Below are 14153 nucleotides of genomic sequence, written 5' to 3'. Positions count from 1 at the left end.
TAAGACCAGCGGCGCGACCGGTTTTCGAACCGGCCGCGCCGCTGCTTTAGTGGTTTTCCGGGTGCATCCGCACCCATTTTCCGAAGTCTCCTGGTCGCGGGAGTCTTCATCACACAAGACGTGAGTCTTGTTTTATTTGGAGTTTCACATGAAAGTTATCGCATTCAAACGCGAATTGCAAGGTTCCGGAGCGAGCCGCCGCCTGCGCAATTCCGGCCAAACCCCTGGTATCGTCTACGGTGGTTCCGAAGGCCCGGTCCTGGTTTCCCTGGACCACAATGCCCTGTACCACGCGCTGAAAAAAGAAGTGTTCCACTCGTCGATCCTGGAACTGGAAATCGACGGCGTTTCCCAGCAAGTGCTGCTGCGCGACTTCCAGGTCCACGCATACAAACAACTGGTCCTGCACGCTGACTTCCAGCGCGTTGATGCCAAGCAAGCTGTCCACGTGAAAGTGGCGCTGCACTTTGAAAACGCCGACGTTTCGCCAGCAGTCAAACTGCACGGCGCGACCATCAGCCACGTTGCCAACGAAATCGAAGTATCGTGCCTGCCAGGCAAGCTGCCAGAATTCATCAGCGTTGACCTGTCGAACATCGACGTCGGTCACTCGCTGCACGCAAGCGACCTGGTTCTGCCAGAAGGCGTGACCGTTGTTGCTCACGGCGCTGACCTGACCATCGCTACCGCATCGGTACCGGCTGGCCACGTTGCTGCCGAAGCCGAAGCTGCTGCCGAAGCCGACAAGAAGTAATCGTGCCGCCGCCGCAAGGCGGTAGTCACCAAGGAAAAACCCGCCTGGCTCGCTCCGGCGGGTTTTTTTCTGCCTGTTTTCAACGATAATCGTTCTTTTTACTGCAGACATCGCCATGCCCATCCGCCTGATCGTCGGCCTCGGCAACCCGGGGCCCGAATACGAACAAACGCGCCACAATGCCGGCTTCTGGCTGGTCGACAACCTGGCCAACAGCCTGCCCGGCACGCGCTTGCAGCGCGACTCGCGCTATAACGCCATGCTGGCCAAGACCTCGATCAACGGCCAGGACGTGTGGCTGCTCGAACCGCTGACCTTCATGAACCGCTCCGGCCAGTCGGTCGGCGCGCTGGCGCGCTTTTTCAAGATCGCCGCCGACGAAGTGCTGGTGGTGCACGATGAACTGGACCTGATGCCCGGCATCGCGCGCCTGAAAAAAGGCGGCTCGGCCGGCGGCCACAATGGCCTGAAAGACATCACGGCCGCGCTCGGCACTCAGGATTACTGGCGCTTGCGCCTGGGCATCGGCCATCCGCGCAGCCTGAACCTGCAGCAGCAGGTGGCCGATTTCGTGCTGCACCGTCCGCGCCGCGAAGACCAGGAGCTGATCGAGCAGGCGATTGACAAGTCGCTGCTGGTGATGCCGCAGATCGTCGACGGCAAGTTCGAGGCCGCCACCATGAAGTTGCATACGGCATGATGTTGCAAACCGATGGCGCACCAGCCCGGGCGGTGCGTCAAAGCTGTTGCCACGCAGCGGGCAGGGGTACAATGACGTCCTGAATGTCGTTGTCCAGACCACCGGAATCGTCGCACGACCACCATTTTTCCTAACAGCACCGCCAGCACGCCGATCAACGGCTGCTTTGACCGCTGTGCTTTGATAATTAAAGGTTTTTCATGAGTCTCCAATGCGGTATCGTCGGCTTGCCGAACGTCGGCAAGTCCACCCTGTTCAATGCGCTGACGAAAGCCGGCATCCCGGCTGAAAACTATCCTTTCTGCACCATCGAGCCGAACGTCGGCGTGGTCGAAGTGCCGGACCCGCGCATGGATGCGCTGGCCGCCATCGTCAAGCCGGAACGCATGGTCAACGCCATCGTCGAGTTCGTCGACATCGCCGGCCTGGTCGCTGGCGCGTCGAAAGGCGAGGGCCTGGGCAACCAGTTCCTGTCGCATATCCGCGAAACGGACGCCATCGTCAACGTCGTGCGCTGCTTCGAAGATGACAACGTCATCCACGTGGCCGGCAAGATCAATCCGCTCGACGATATCGAAGTCATCCAGACCGAACTGGCGCTGGCCGACATGGGCACCGTGGAAAAAGCGATTCACCGCGAAAACAAGAAAGCCCGCTCGGGCGACAAGGACGCGGCCAAGCTGCTGGCCATCATGGAACGCATGATGCCGTACCTGAACGACGCCAAACCGGTGCGCGCGATGGGCCTGGACGCCGACGAAATGCTGCTGATCAAGCCGCTGTGCCTGATCACCGCCAAGCCGGCCATGTTTGTTGCCAACGTCTCGGACAGCGGTTTCACCGACAACCCACTGCTGGACCAGCTGACCGCCTACGCGGCATCGCAGAACGCCCCGATCGTCGCCATCTGCGCCTCGATGGAAGCGGAAATCGCCGACCTGGACGCCGCCGACAAGGGCGCTTTCCTGGCCGACATGGGCATGGAAGAGCCAGGCCTGGACCGTTTGATCCGCGCCGCCTACAAACTGCTGGGCCTGCAAACCTACTTCACCGCCGGCGTCAAGGAAGTGCGCGCCTGGACCATCCCCGTCGGCGCCACCGGCCCGCAAGCGGCCGGCGTGATCCACACCGACTTCGAACGCGGCTTCATCCGCGCGCAGACCATCGCCTACGACGACTTCATCACCTACAAGGGTGAAGCCGGCGCCAAGGAAGCGGGCAAGATGCGCGCCGAGGGCAAGGAATATGTGGTCAAGGATGGCGATGTGCTGAATTTCCTGTTCAACGTCTGATGATGGCGGTGCCGGGCTCTGCCTGACACCGGCCTGGTTTGAACAATGCCTGCCCGCGCCTCGCGCCGGCGGGCATTGTTACATTTGTACGGCGCGACCTTCTGATGGGCAATGGGTTTATAGTCAATCCATGTACTGACACTGACAGTCGCCGCCCCGCGCGGCAGGGAGAGTCTTGATGACCAATGATACCGATACCGATATTGCCGGACTGTCGTCCGCCGAACACGCCACCGGCAACCTTGAAGCCAGGCTGACCCTGGTCGAATACGGCGACTTCGAATGCCCGCGCTGCGCGCAGGCCGAGCCGCTGACGCGCCATCTGGTCGACACCTATGGCGACAGGCTGCGCTTCGTATTCCGCCACTTTCCCGATGCTGCTGCCCATGCGCATGCGGAGCTGGCGGCCGAAGCGTCGGAAGCGGCCGCCGCGCAAGGCAAGTTCTGGGCGATGCATGCGGCGCTGTTTCGCCAGCCGCAGCATCTGAAGGAAGCCGCGCTGACCCGTTACGCCGGGGAAATCGAGCTCGACATGACGCGCTACCATGCCGACATGAACGACCATCTGTATCTGCAGCGCGTGCGCGAACACCATGCGGCGGCCGTGCAGCTGGGCCTGCGCGGCACGCCGAGCTTTTTTCTCAACGACCAGCCGGTCGATGTGTCGTTCGGGCTTGAACAGCTGGAACAGGCGGTGCGCGCCGCTTTGGGTGATAACTGAAAGAAACTTGCATTGCTGATGAAAGATGACTAGACTAAGTGAACTTAGTTTGATTGAGGTTCAGTATGTTAACAGTCAATATACACGAGGCCAAAACGCATTTGTCCAGGCTTATCGATCAGGCCGCCAACGGTGAATCGTTTATTATCGCCAAGGCGGGCCGGCCCTTGGTCAAGGTCATGGCACTCGATGCGCCAGCGGCGGGTCAGAAGAAGCGGCTTGGTTTTCTTGCCGGCCAGATCACCGTGCCGGATGATTTCGACACGATGGGAAGCGTGGAAATTGCCGCGCTGTTCGGCGGTGATGCATGAAGTTGTTGCTCGACACGCACTTGCTGCTGTGGGCGGCAGGCGATCCAGGCCGTATTAGTCCAGTTGCGCTGGCCTTGATCGAAGACGCTGGCAATGAGCTGTTTTTCAGCGCCGCCAGTCTGTGGGAAATCTCGATCAAACATGGTCTGGGCCGTGTCGACTTTCAGGCTGACGCTCGGGTATTGCGCCGCGCGCTGCTGGACAATGGCTATAGCGAGTTGCCCATCATCAGCGAGCACGCCGTCGCCATCGAGGGCTTGCCGCCTATCCATAAAGACCCGTTCGATCGGATGCTGGTAGCCCAGGCAACGGTCGAAGGCATCACCTTGCTGACGGCTGACGCCTTGCTTGCGCAATATCCAGGCCCTGTGCGCAGGGTATGAACCATCCGCATCTTCTGCTCATCAGTACGCTGGTAACGCCACGCTGATGCGCCAGGTGCTTTTCAAGGCACAAAAAAACCTCGCAGTCGGCGAGGTTTTTTGTTTCTGGCATCTCGGGCAGGCTATGACGCGGTCGTCAGGCTGAGCGCCGTGTCGAGCGCTTCCATGAACTCCGGTACGTTGATCGGCTTGGTCAGGTAGCGCAGGAAGCCGGCCTCGAGGCCTTTGCGCACGTCGCGCGGCAGGGCGTTGGCCGACAGGGCGATGACGGGGATGTGCGCCGTCAGCGGGTCGGCGCGCAGCAAGCTCAGCACTTCGCTGCCGCTGATGCCGGGCAGGTTGATGTCCATCAGGATCAGGTCGGGCTGGTGCTGGCGCGCCAGCGCGATGCCGAGGTGGCCATCGATGGCGCTGAGCATGCCCAGGTCGCTGCGGCGGGCGATCAATTGCTCGACCAGGATCAGGTTGGCCGGATTGTCCTCCACATACAGTACCTTGCGGCGCGGCGCATCGAACGGCGCTTCGGCCAACGGTTCCCGGATGTCCACGCCATGCTCGCCGAGCTGCAGTGCAGGCGCCGAAGAGGCCGCCAGTTCGATCCAGAACATGGTGCCGACCCCGACTTCGCTTTCCACCCCCAGCGTGCCGCCCATCAGCTCCACCAGTTGCTTGGTGACCACCAGGCCGATACCGGTGCCTTCTTCGGTGCCGGCTTCCTGTCCCAGCCGGTTAAACGGCTGGAATAATTGTTGCAGTTGCTCTGCGCTCAGGCCATTGCCCGTGTCGCGCACGCTCAGGCGCACGCGCTCGCCATGCTGTTGGCATTCCACCAGCACGCTGCCGCCGGTGCGGTTGTATTTGATCGCGTTCGACAGCAGATTGATGACCACCTGTTTGACCCGCGTCAGGTCGGCATGCACGTAGAACGGCTGGGCCAGCGAAGGAAAGCTCAGCGTGATATGGCGCTTTTGCGCCTGCGGCGTGATCATCGCGCGGCAGTCGCGCAAGACCTCGGTGAGCGCCATCGCTTCGCGCGACATGGCGACCCGGCCCGATTCGATCATCGACAGGTCGAGAATTTCATTGATCAGGCGCAGCAGATACCAGCCGCCATTGAGGATCTGGTCCAGCGAGCGTTGCTGCGAGGCGCTGGGCGGCGGCGTGTCCGACGCCATCAGCTGGGCAAAGCCCAGTACCGCGTTGAGCGGCGTGCGCAATTCATGGCTCATGCTCGACAAAAATTCGGACTTGGCGCGGTTGGCCTTGTCCGCTTGCGCGCGCGCGTTTTCCAGCTCGACACTATTGTCACTCAGCACGCGATTGAGTAGCTCGCGCTCCTGTTCCGCATGCTTGCGCACGGTGTTGTCGGTGCCGATCAGCAGGTAGCCGATGACCGTCTCGCTGGCATCGCGCAGCGCCGTGACCGACACGATGGCCGGGAAGCGGCTGCCGTCCTTGCGCACATACGTCAGTTCATAGTTGTCTTCGATGCCGCGCGAGGCCTTGTAGACCAGCGCCTCGAAACCTGGGCTGATCGGCGTATCGAATTGCCGCGAGAGGGCGGCGGCGCGAACGATGGCCTCGGCCGGATCGGAAATGCCGGCCGGCGTGATCCGGTCAATCACATCGTCCGCCTGATAACCCAGCATGCGCTCGGCGCCGACATTGAACAGCTGGATCACGCCCTGGGCATCGGTGGCGATGCAGGAAAAATAGGGACTGCTGAAGATGGCCTCCTGCAATACGCCCGTTTGCAGGAGCGCAGGCCGGGCTGCGCGCGCGGCGGCGCCGGCGCGGTAGATGTCGTTCATGCTTACTGCCCTTGGTTCGCAACGGCCATATCCGGTCAGACAGGCGGGTTGCACATTGTTGAGCGACAGGCGCTGTTGTCTTGTGAAAGACGCTGCTGTCTATGTTGCAAAATCACATGACAAAATACATTTTAGCAAAAATCTTTTCATCGCTGCGCGCGTCTGACAGGCCCAGGAGCGCCAGCCGGCCGCGTTCTGCCGGTTTTTTTGCCGTATCGCGCAAGAATTCCTATGTGCGGTAACCGGCAGAGTTTCATTTTTCCAATAGGCAATATCAGCCTTATGAAATTTTACCGTTCACAGAATATCCAAATCGAGGCCAGCATGTCCAATATCAAATTCCTGCCATTCGCCGTGTTGGCACTCACGCAGAGCATCGCCCTGGCGCAGCAAGTACCGAGCGCCGGCAGCCAGTTGCGCCAGATTCCGCCCGCACCGGCGCCGCAGCAGGAGCCGCCGCGCCTGCGCATCGAACAAAGCGCGGAGCCGGTGGCGGCCGCGCCAGCGTCCAGCGCCAGCATCGAGGTCAGGCGCTTGCGCGTGACGGGCGCCGTGGCCTATACGGAAGCGGCGCTGCTGGCCCTGACAGGATTCCAGCCTGGCAGCGCGCTGACGGTGGCCGAACTGAACGCCATGGCCTTGAGCATCGAACAGGAGTACCGCCGCAACGGCTATTTTGTGGCCCAGGCCTATTTGCCGGCGCAGGATATCCGCGAAGGCGAGGTGACCATTGCGGTACTGGAAGGGCAATATGGCCAGATCGGCCTGAAGAACCAGACCAATATGTCCGACGGCAGGGTCGGGGCGTTGCTGGCCGGCATAGACAGCGGCGACACGGTGATGCGCGAACCGCTGGAGCAGCGCCTGCTGCTGCTGTCGGACTTGCCTGGCGTGGTCGTCAAGTCGACCCTTGCGCCTGGCGCCACGCCCGGCACCTCCGACCTGCTGGTCGATGTCCAGCCCGGCCAGCGCGTCACCGGCAGCATCGACGCCGACAATGCCGGCAGCCGCTACACGGGCGCAAACCGCATCGGCGCGACCGTCAACCTGAACCAGCCGTTCGGCCTGGGCGACGTCGCCAGCCTGCGCGTGCTCACTTCCGGCGACGGCTTGAAATATGCGCGCGCCTCGTACCAGCTGCAGGTGGGCCGCGCCACGGTAGGCGCCGCCTACAGCCGGCTCGATTACAAGCTGGGCAAGGAATTCGACCGCCTCGACGCCAGGGGCACGGCGAAAATCGCCGGCATCTACGGCAGTTATCCGCTGATCCGTTCGCGCGACAGCAATCTGTACGCGCAGCTGTCGTATGACGACAAGACTTTCCAGGACAAGGTCCAGGTGGCGTCCATCGTCAATGATAAAAAAGTGCGCGCCGCCACCATCGGCCTGTTTGGCGACCACCGCGACAATCTTGGCGGCGGTGGCATCAGCAACTATGCGCTGGCGCTGACCAGAGGCGACCTCGACATCCGGACGGCCGACGTGCGCGCCTTCGATGGCTTGACGGCGCGCAGCAACGGCGGCTACCGCAAGCTGGCCTTCAGCGCGACGCGTCTGCAAAACGTCAGCGATACGGTGTCGCTGTATGCGGCCGTCAATGGCCAGCTGGCGTCGAAAAACCTCGATGTGTCCGAACGCATGGAACTGGGCGGCGTCAACGGCGTGCGCGCTTATCCGGAAGGCGAGGCGTATGCCGACCAGGGCTATGTGCTGAACCTGGAAGCGCGCCTGCGTCTGCCACCGCTGACGGCCAGCATGCCGGGGCAGATGCAGCTGATCGGTTTTGTCGATACCGGCACCGTATCGCTGAACAAGAACCAATGGGCGGCGGGTGACAACAAGCGCACCCTGAGTGGCGCCGGCGTTGGCCTGAGCTGGGCCAACAACAACGATTTCGTGGTGCGCACGTATTACGCGCACAAGCTGGGCGGCGCCGTGGCCACCTCGGCCCCGGACAAGGGCGGACGCTTCTGGATCCAGGCGGTGAAGTATTTCTAAGCCCGCGGCCATCCACGCACAACCCCATCCACTACGCCCGATACAGAACAGAGAGACACCATGAACCACATTTACCGCTCGATATGGAATGAAAAGACCGGCGCCTATGTCGCCGTTTCCGAAAACACCAGCAGCGCCGGCAAGGCCTCGTCCTCGGTGCGCGGCAGCACCGCCAGCGGCGCCATGTTCGCCCTGAAGACCTTGTCGGTCTCGCTGATGATGGCGCTCGGCGCCAATGTGTATGCGCTGCCGCCCGCCGGTACCGTGACCGCCGGCGGCGCCACCATCAACACCACCCGCCCAGGCAGCATGGTGATCAATCAATCGACGCAGAACGTGGCGATCAACTGGCAGAGTTTCAATATCGCCGCCGGCGAAAGCGTGCAGTTCGTGCAGCCGAACAGCAATTCGGTGGCGCTGAACCGCGTCATCGGCAGCGATCCATCCAGCATCCTGGGCAACCTCAGCGCCAACGGCAAGGTATTCCTGATCAATCCGAACGGCATCCTGTTCGGCAAGGGCGCGTCGGTCAACGTGGGCGGCCTGGTCGGCTCGACCCTGGGCCTGAGCGACGGCGATTTCATGGCCGGGCGCTATCAGTTCAGCGGCAACGGCAATGGCGCCATCGTCAACCAAGGCGCGATTGCGGCCGATGGCGGCTATGTGGCGCTGGTCGGCGGCAAGGTCGATAACCAGGGCAGCATCGTCGCCAACCGCGGCATGGTGGCGCTGGCGGCCGGCAGCGCCGTCACGCTCGATGTGCTGGGCGGCCAGTTGCTCAATGTTACTGTCGACCGCGGCGCCCTCGGCGCGCTGGCGCAAAACGGCGGCTTGATCCAGGCCGACGGCGGCCAGGTCATGCTTAGCGCACAAGGCGCCGGCAGCCTGCTGGGCAGCGCCGTCAACAATAGCGGCGTGATACGCGCCCGCACGCTGGAAAACCACAACGGCGTGATCCGCCTGCTCGGCGATACGGCCGGCGGCAGCGTCATGCAGGCCGGCACGCTCGATGCATCGGGCCGCGGCGCAGGGCAGCGCGGTGGCCAGGTCACCGTGCTGGGCCAGGACATTGCGCTGACCGGCACGGCGGCCATCGACGCTTCCGGCGACGCCGGCGGCGGCACGGTGCTGATCGGCGGCAATTACCAGGGCAAGGGCGCCGAAGCCCACGCCCTGTCCACCAGCGTCGAGCGCGGCGCGGTGGTGCGGGCCGATGCGCTCAGCCGCGGCAATGGCGGCCAGATCGTCGTCTGGTCCGATGGCACGACCTCGTTCGGCGGCACGCTGACGGCGCGCGGCGGTGCGCAGTCCGGCAATGGCGGCCTGATTGAAACCTCGGGCAAGACCGTGGTGCGCGGCGACGGCGCCTACGTCAACACGCTGGCGCCGCAAGGCAAGACCGGCACCTGGCTGCTCGATCCGGTCAACTACACGATCGCGCTGGCAGGCGGCGATGAAACGCCGGCGCAGGTGGCCCAGAGCCTGGCCAGCAGCAACCGCGTCATCACCGCCACGAATGACATCACGGTCGGCAGCGCGCTGACCTGGACCACGCCGCAAACGCTGGAATTGAACGCCGGCCACGACGTGCTGGTCAATGCGGCAATTACCGCCAGCACGGCCGGTTCCGGCATCAAGCTGATCGCACTCAACGATGTGGTGCTCAATTCGGCGGCAGCCATCACGGCCAGCGGCAGCGGTTCGCAAGTGAGCCTGGACGCCGGACGCAACATCGTCATCGATGGCGCCCTGACGACCGACGGCGGCGGTTCCACCGCCATGCGCGCGACCAACAATATCGATATCAATGGCGCGCTCAGCGCGAATGGCGGCGGCTCGCTGAGCATGATCGCCGACAACACCATTACCATCAACAGCGCGGTCAGCGCCGATGGCGGCCAGGTGACCTTGCGTGCCGACAATGACGGCACCGGCCCCGGCGTATCCGGCGGCACCGTGGTGTTCGCCGGCATCGGCAAGGTCAGCGGCGCCAACACGGTGATCCTGTTCAATCCGAACGGCTATGCCAACACGGCCGCCGAGATCGCTGCGTACGGCACCAAGGTGGTCGGCGCGCTCGACGCGCGCGCCTGGGTCTTCGCCCGCGCCGAGAACAAGGTGTATAACGCCACCAATGGCGCCAGCCTGGGCTTTATTGCCGATCCGCGCGCCGGCGGCGACGTCACCCTGGTGCCCGGCATCGCCACCTTCAGCGACAAGAATGTAGGCACCGGCAAGGCTGTTGCCTACAGTGGCTATAACCTGGGCGGCGCCGACGTGGCGCGTTTCGCGCTGTTCGGCAATGGCAGCGGCAGCAGCTCGGCCAACATTACCGCGCTGGCCATTGTCGGCTCGATTGGCGCGGCCAACAAGGTCTATGACGGCAACCAGAGTGCCGACATCACCAGCCGCAGCTTGAATGGCGTGCTGCCTGCCGATACGGCAAGCGTCAGCTATACCGGCGGCTCGGCTACCTTTGCCGACCAGAATGTCGGCAACAACAAGGCGGTGCAGGGCACCGGCCTGGGACTGACCGGCGCCAACGCCGGCAACTACACGGTCAATGGGACCGCGTCCACCACTGCCAACATCACGCCGGCTCCCCTGACGGTGACGGCGACCAGTGTCAGCAAGGTGTACGGCCAGACGGCGGTGCTGACGCAGTTCGATGCTACCGGCATGCAAAACGGCGAAACGGTCGGCAATGTGACTGAAAACAGCCTCGGCGCCGCCGCCACCGCGCCGGTCGCCGGCGGCCCATACGCCATCGTGCCGAGCGCCGCCGGCGGCGGCACCTTCACGCCGTCGAACTACACCATTACCTATGTCAATGGTGCGCTGGCGGTGACGCCGGCGGCGCTGACGATCACGGCGACGGACGCGAGCAAGGTTTATGGCCAGACGCCGACCTTGTCCGCCTTTACTTCCACCGCGCTGCAAAATGGCGAGACCATCGGCAGCGTTACCGAGACCAGCGCCGGCACGCTGGCCACCGCACCGGTGCCGGGGGCCTACCCCATCATTCCAAGCGATGCCAGGGGAGGTACCTTTACGCCATCGAACTATGCGATCAGCTATGTCAATGGCGCGCTGGTGGTCACGCCGGCGCCGTTGAGCATCACCGCCAATAACGTCACCAAGGCGTTTGGCGAGACGCCGGACCTGAGCGGCTTTACCTCGAGCGCGTTGCAAAACGGCGAAAGCATCGGCAGCGTTATCGGCACCAGCCCCGGCGCCGCCGCGGACGCCGCCGCGCCCGGACCGTACGCGATTACGCCCGGCAATGCAGCGGGCGGCAGCTTTACGCCGTCGAATTATGCGATTACCTACGTGACTGGCGCACTGGCCGTGATCCCTGCGGTAGTCGTGCCGCCAGTGATCGTCGCCCCGCCGGTGGTGGTTGATCCCCCTGTAGTCGTGCCACCTGTGGTAATACCGCCGGTGGTCGAGCCTCCGGTAGTTGTGCCACCGGTAGTTGTGCCACCGGTCGTCGTGCCGCCGGTGGTGGTCGACCCGCCCGTGGTTGTGCCACCTGTGGTAGTGCCGCCGGTGGTCGTTCCGCCAGTAGTGGTACCGCCAGTAGTGGAGCCACCGGTGGTTGTTCCGCCCGTGGTTGTTCCACCTGTGGTGGTACCGCCGGTCGTTGTTCCGCCAGTAGTGGTACCGCCAGTAGTCGAGCCACCGGTGGTTGTTCCGCCAGTGGTTGTTCCACCTGTGGTGGTGCCGCCGGTCGTTGTTCCGCCTGTGGTGACGCCGCCGGTGGTTGTTCCGCCGGTCGTTGTTCCGCCTGTGGTGACGCCGCCAGTGGTTGTTCCGCCAGTGGTTGTTCCGCCTGTGGTGACGCCGCCTGTGGTTGTTCCGCCAGTGGTCGTTCCGCCTGTGGTGACGCCGCCTGTGGTGGTGCCGCCAGTGGTTGTTCCGCCTGTGGTGACGCCACCTGTGGTGGTCGTGCCGCCCGTGGTCGTGCCACCGGTCGTGATCGTGCCGCCAGTCCTGGTGCCACCCACAAGGGAAGTACCGCCGGTGGTCGTGCCGCCGAATAATGTGACGCCTGCGCCGCCGCCGATCACGACGCTGGTGGTGGTGCCGCCGACCTTGCCGCCTGGTACAACATTCGCGCTGCCGCCGCCGGTGTTGCCGCCGGCGCCGGTCGCAAGGCCACCAGCACCGCCAGCGCCGCCGGTCACGCCGGTTGAAGCGCCGCCAGCCCCGTATGTGCCGATCGTGCATCCGCGCAAACAGGATCGCAACTGATGGCTGGGCGATGGGGTGGCATGCTGCTGGCCCTGGGCGCCCTGGCTGCGGCGCCTTGCGCGCTGGCGGCCGGGGGGCGGGCCGACTTCAAGCTGGAGCCGGCGTCTGCCGAAGCGAGCAAGCTGGCGGACTGGATCGTTGATTCCGGCGATAACGGCAAGCTGCCATTTGTCATCGTCGACAAGCACGGCGCCAAGGTGTTTGTCTTCCATGCCGACGGCAGCCTGCGCGGCGCCTCGGCCGCCTTGCTGGGACAGTCGTCGGGAGACGACTCGGCGCCCGGTATCGGCACGCGCAAGCTGGCCGATATCCGGCCCGAGGAGCGCACCACACCGGCCGGGCGCTTTGTCGCCTCGCTGGGCCATAATCTGCACGGCGGCGAAATCTTGTGGGTCGATTACGACGCCGCCATTTCCCTGCATCCGGTGGTTACCAGCAATCCGCGCGAACAGCGTCTGCAGCGCCTGGCCAGCGCCACGCCGCTCGACAACCGCATCTCGTATGGCTGCATCAATGTGCCGCCCAAGTTTTACCAGGGCGTCGTCAGCCCGGCGTTCAAGCAGTCCGATGGCATCGTATATATCCTTCCAGAAACCCGGCCGGCGAGCACGGTCTTCCCTGGCTATCGATAATTCCTGCCTTGCTTCGGATATGCGTACGCGTGCTTGTCCCAGGTCATTAGTCCAAGGCCAGCAACTGAGTTTCTGGTTATTCCTCGCCACCCCATGCCGGACGGCTGGAACGCTGCCACGTCCACATCAGCCCGATGCCGGCCGAGGTGCCGCTGTTCTGGCGCAGCAGCGGGCTGTCGCGGTTGGCGGCGCCGGCGTAGTTGTCGTAGCGTAAAAAGGCAAACGCGCGCCAGTCGCGGTGCAGCAGGTAGGAGCCGCCCAGGCCAAGGCGGGTCAGCATCAGCCCGCTTTTCGCCGCATAGGCGGGGCGCGCAGCGGTGGCAAATTGCTGCCCGACGCCATAGAAATAATCGTTGATGCCACGATTGCCCAGCACGGCGGAGAGGGCGGTATCCACATGCCAGCGTCCCTGCGGGTCGGCCAGCGTGTAGGCCAGGCGCGGCTCGAAGGTGGCGCCCTGGCGGTGCAGGCCGCCGCGCGCTTCGATCACGGCGCGCAGCGGCAGTTCCAGCCGCACGCGGCTGTTCGGCGACGGTGCGGCCAGCTTGATTTTGAGGCGCGGGCCAAATTCCACCAGGGTGCCCAGGTCCGGCATGCCGCGCCGGGCCGGCACCTCATCGGACCTGGCCGGCAGCGACAGGGCAAAGCCCACGTCGAATTCGGTGTTGTCGGTGTTGAGCAGCCGCGCGCCCACGCCCGAGCGGTCGGCGCGCAGTACTTCGCCGCGATAGATCAGGTAGGGCAGGGCCAGGGTGCGCGTCGAACTTTCGCTTGCGCCCGGATAGGCGGGCGTGACGGCCGTGCCGCCAAACACGCCCGCTTCCCACAACGGCAGTGCCGGTTCGGCGGCCAGCGCCGGCGCCACGCCGGTCATCGCCAGCAGTGTCACAGTCCTGATCATGGTCGTGCTCCGCAAGATGGCTCCATTGACGGTGGCGCCGCAGGCGCGGCCTGCCCGGCCCGCTGCCACAGCGCGGCGGCGCTGCGCAGATGATGCTCCACCGCATCTGGCCGGCAGGCGGCACGGGCGGCCTGCGCGGCCTGCTGATGCAGCCGCGCCCGCCAGCTCATGTCCCCATGGCCCAGTTCGACATTGTCGATCGCATCTTCATACGTGCGCAGTGCCTGCGGCCACTGGCCTTGTCTGGCCGCCTCGTTCGCCCATTGTTCCTGCTGCGCGGCCATGCGCAGCTCGGCCTGGGTGGCGCAGGCGGCCAGCGCGAGCAGGCAGGGCAGGACGATCAAACGCAGGCGGGCGATCAGCACAGGCATGGTGTGACAAAAGTTGTCGGAATGA

Annotated in this window: 12 protein-coding genes; 9 read left to right on the top strand and 3 right to left on the bottom strand. The window is 64.1% G+C overall.

All coding sequences use genetic code 11. The features are described from left to right. The first annotated feature begins 148 nt into the window (after positions 1-148). The 6 genes from ASR47_RS22915 (at position 149) to ASR47_RS22890 (ending at position 4161) form a co-directional block, all read left to right on the top strand. Positions 149-754 (top strand): 50S ribosomal protein L25/general stress protein Ctc, encoded by a 606-nt coding sequence (locus ASR47_RS22915; RefSeq protein WP_065310112.1) that lies wholly within the window; start codon positions 149-151, stop codon positions 752-754. 115 nt (positions 755-869) lie between these two features. Next, on the top strand, positions 870-1454 hold the full coding sequence (pth, locus tag ASR47_RS22910; RefSeq protein ID WP_065310111.1) for an aminoacyl-tRNA hydrolase: 585 nt from the start codon (positions 870-872) through the stop codon (positions 1452-1454). A 200-nt stretch (positions 1455-1654) separates the two neighbouring features. Continuing rightward, on the top strand, positions 1655-2746 hold the full coding sequence (gene ychF, locus ASR47_RS22905; RefSeq protein WP_065310110.1) for a redox-regulated ATPase YchF: 1092 nt from the start codon (positions 1655-1657) through the stop codon (positions 2744-2746). A gap of 178 nt (positions 2747-2924) precedes the next feature. Beyond that, positions 2925-3467 carry a DsbA family protein gene (locus ASR47_RS22900; RefSeq protein ID WP_065310109.1) on the top strand — a complete coding sequence of 181 codons (543 nt, stop codon included), beginning with the start codon at positions 2925-2927 and terminating at the stop codon, positions 3465-3467. Between the two features lie 65 nt (positions 3468-3532). Then, positions 3533-3778 (top strand): type II toxin-antitoxin system Phd/YefM family antitoxin, encoded by a 246-nt coding sequence (locus ASR47_RS22895; RefSeq protein WP_065310108.1) that lies wholly within the window; start codon positions 3533-3535, stop codon positions 3776-3778. After that, positions 3775-4161 (top strand): type II toxin-antitoxin system VapC family toxin, encoded by a 387-nt coding sequence (locus tag ASR47_RS22890; RefSeq protein ID WP_065310107.1) that lies wholly within the window; start codon positions 3775-3777, stop codon positions 4159-4161. Before ASR47_RS22895 ends, ASR47_RS22890 begins: the two co-directional genes overlap by 4 nt. A 122-nt stretch (positions 4162-4283) precedes the next feature. Here ASR47_RS22890 and ASR47_RS22885 read toward each other — a convergent pair whose 3' ends face one another. After that, a complete protein-coding gene (locus ASR47_RS22885; protein ID WP_065310106.1) occupies positions 4284-5972 on the bottom strand; it encodes a PAS domain-containing hybrid sensor histidine kinase/response regulator in 1689 nt (562 codons plus the stop codon). Between the two features lie 324 nt (positions 5973-6296). Here ASR47_RS22885 and ASR47_RS22880 point away from each other — a divergent pair, with 324 nt between their 5' ends. From ASR47_RS22880 to ASR47_RS22870, 3 genes are read left to right on the top strand one after another with little or no spacing between them, the layout of a single operon-like run. Next, entirely contained in the window at positions 6297-7970 is a 1674-nt protein-coding gene (locus tag ASR47_RS22880) for a ShlB/FhaC/HecB family hemolysin secretion/activation protein (protein WP_065310317.1), read from the top strand. A gap of 60 nt (positions 7971-8030) precedes the next feature. After that, positions 8031-12224 carry a two-partner secretion domain-containing protein gene (locus ASR47_RS22875; protein WP_065310105.1) on the top strand — a complete coding sequence of 1398 codons (4194 nt, stop codon included), beginning with the start codon at positions 8031-8033 and terminating at the stop codon, positions 12222-12224. Further along, a complete protein-coding gene (locus tag ASR47_RS22870; protein ID WP_150127942.1) occupies positions 12224-12856 on the top strand; it encodes a hypothetical protein in 633 nt (210 codons plus the stop codon). The genes ASR47_RS22875 and ASR47_RS22870 overlap by 1 nt, the downstream gene beginning before the upstream one ends. Before the next feature lie 76 nt (positions 12857-12932). Here the strand turns inward: ASR47_RS22870 and ASR47_RS22865 are convergent, their stop codons facing one another. After that, positions 12933-13757, bottom strand: a complete 825-nt coding sequence (locus ASR47_RS22865; protein ID WP_065310103.1) for a MipA/OmpV family protein — start codon at positions 13755-13757, stop codon at positions 12933-12935. Then, complete coding sequence (locus tag ASR47_RS22860; protein WP_065310102.1) at positions 13754-14128, bottom strand: hypothetical protein; 375 nt, start codon at positions 14126-14128, stop codon at positions 13754-13756. The genes ASR47_RS22865 and ASR47_RS22860 overlap by 4 nt, the downstream gene beginning before the upstream one ends. Positions 14129-14153: the final 25 nt, after the last annotated feature.

It is taken from the genome of Janthinobacterium psychrotolerans, assembly GCF_001677885.1.
Classification (GTDB): domain Bacteria; phylum Pseudomonadota; class Gammaproteobacteria; order Burkholderiales; family Burkholderiaceae_D; genus Janthinobacterium; species Janthinobacterium psychrotolerans.
This window is presented reverse-complemented; position numbering and strand designations above follow the sequence as displayed.

What these genes read in the sequence shown, in the direction of transcription:
- ASR47_RS22915 (WP_065310112.1), top strand. Translation starts at nt 149, where the DNA reads ATGAAAGTTATCGCATTCAAACGCGAATTGCAAGGTTCCGGAGCGAGC.
- pth (WP_065310111.1), top strand. Translation starts at nt 870, where the DNA reads ATGCCCATCCGCCTGATCGTCGGCCTCGGCAACCCGGGGCCCGAATAC.
- ychF (WP_065310110.1), top strand. Translation starts at nt 1,655, where the DNA reads ATGAGTCTCCAATGCGGTATCGTCGGCTTGCCGAACGTCGGCAAGTCC.
- ASR47_RS22900 (WP_065310109.1), top strand. Translation starts at nt 2,925, where the DNA reads ATGACCAATGATACCGATACCGATATTGCCGGACTGTCGTCCGCCGAA.
- ASR47_RS22895 (WP_065310108.1), top strand. Translation starts at nt 3,533, where the DNA reads ATGTTAACAGTCAATATACACGAGGCCAAAACGCATTTGTCCAGGCTT.
- ASR47_RS22890 (WP_065310107.1), top strand. Translation starts at nt 3,775, where the DNA reads ATGAAGTTGTTGCTCGACACGCACTTGCTGCTGTGGGCGGCAGGCGAT.
- ASR47_RS22885 (WP_065310106.1), bottom strand. Translation starts at nt 5,972, where the DNA reads ATGAACGACATCTACCGCGCCGGCGCCGCCGCGCGCGCAGCCCGGCCT.
- ASR47_RS22880 (WP_065310317.1), top strand. Translation starts at nt 6,297, where the DNA reads ATGTCCAATATCAAATTCCTGCCATTCGCCGTGTTGGCACTCACGCAG.
- ASR47_RS22875 (WP_065310105.1), top strand. Translation starts at nt 8,031, where the DNA reads ATGAACCACATTTACCGCTCGATATGGAATGAAAAGACCGGCGCCTAT.
- ASR47_RS22870 (WP_150127942.1), top strand. Translation starts at nt 12,224, where the DNA reads ATGGCTGGGCGATGGGGTGGCATGCTGCTGGCCCTGGGCGCCCTGGCT.
- ASR47_RS22865 (WP_065310103.1), bottom strand. Translation starts at nt 13,757, where the DNA reads ATGATCAGGACTGTGACACTGCTGGCGATGACCGGCGTGGCGCCGGCG.
- ASR47_RS22860 (WP_065310102.1), bottom strand. Translation starts at nt 14,128, where the DNA reads ATGCCTGTGCTGATCGCCCGCCTGCGTTTGATCGTCCTGCCCTGCCTG.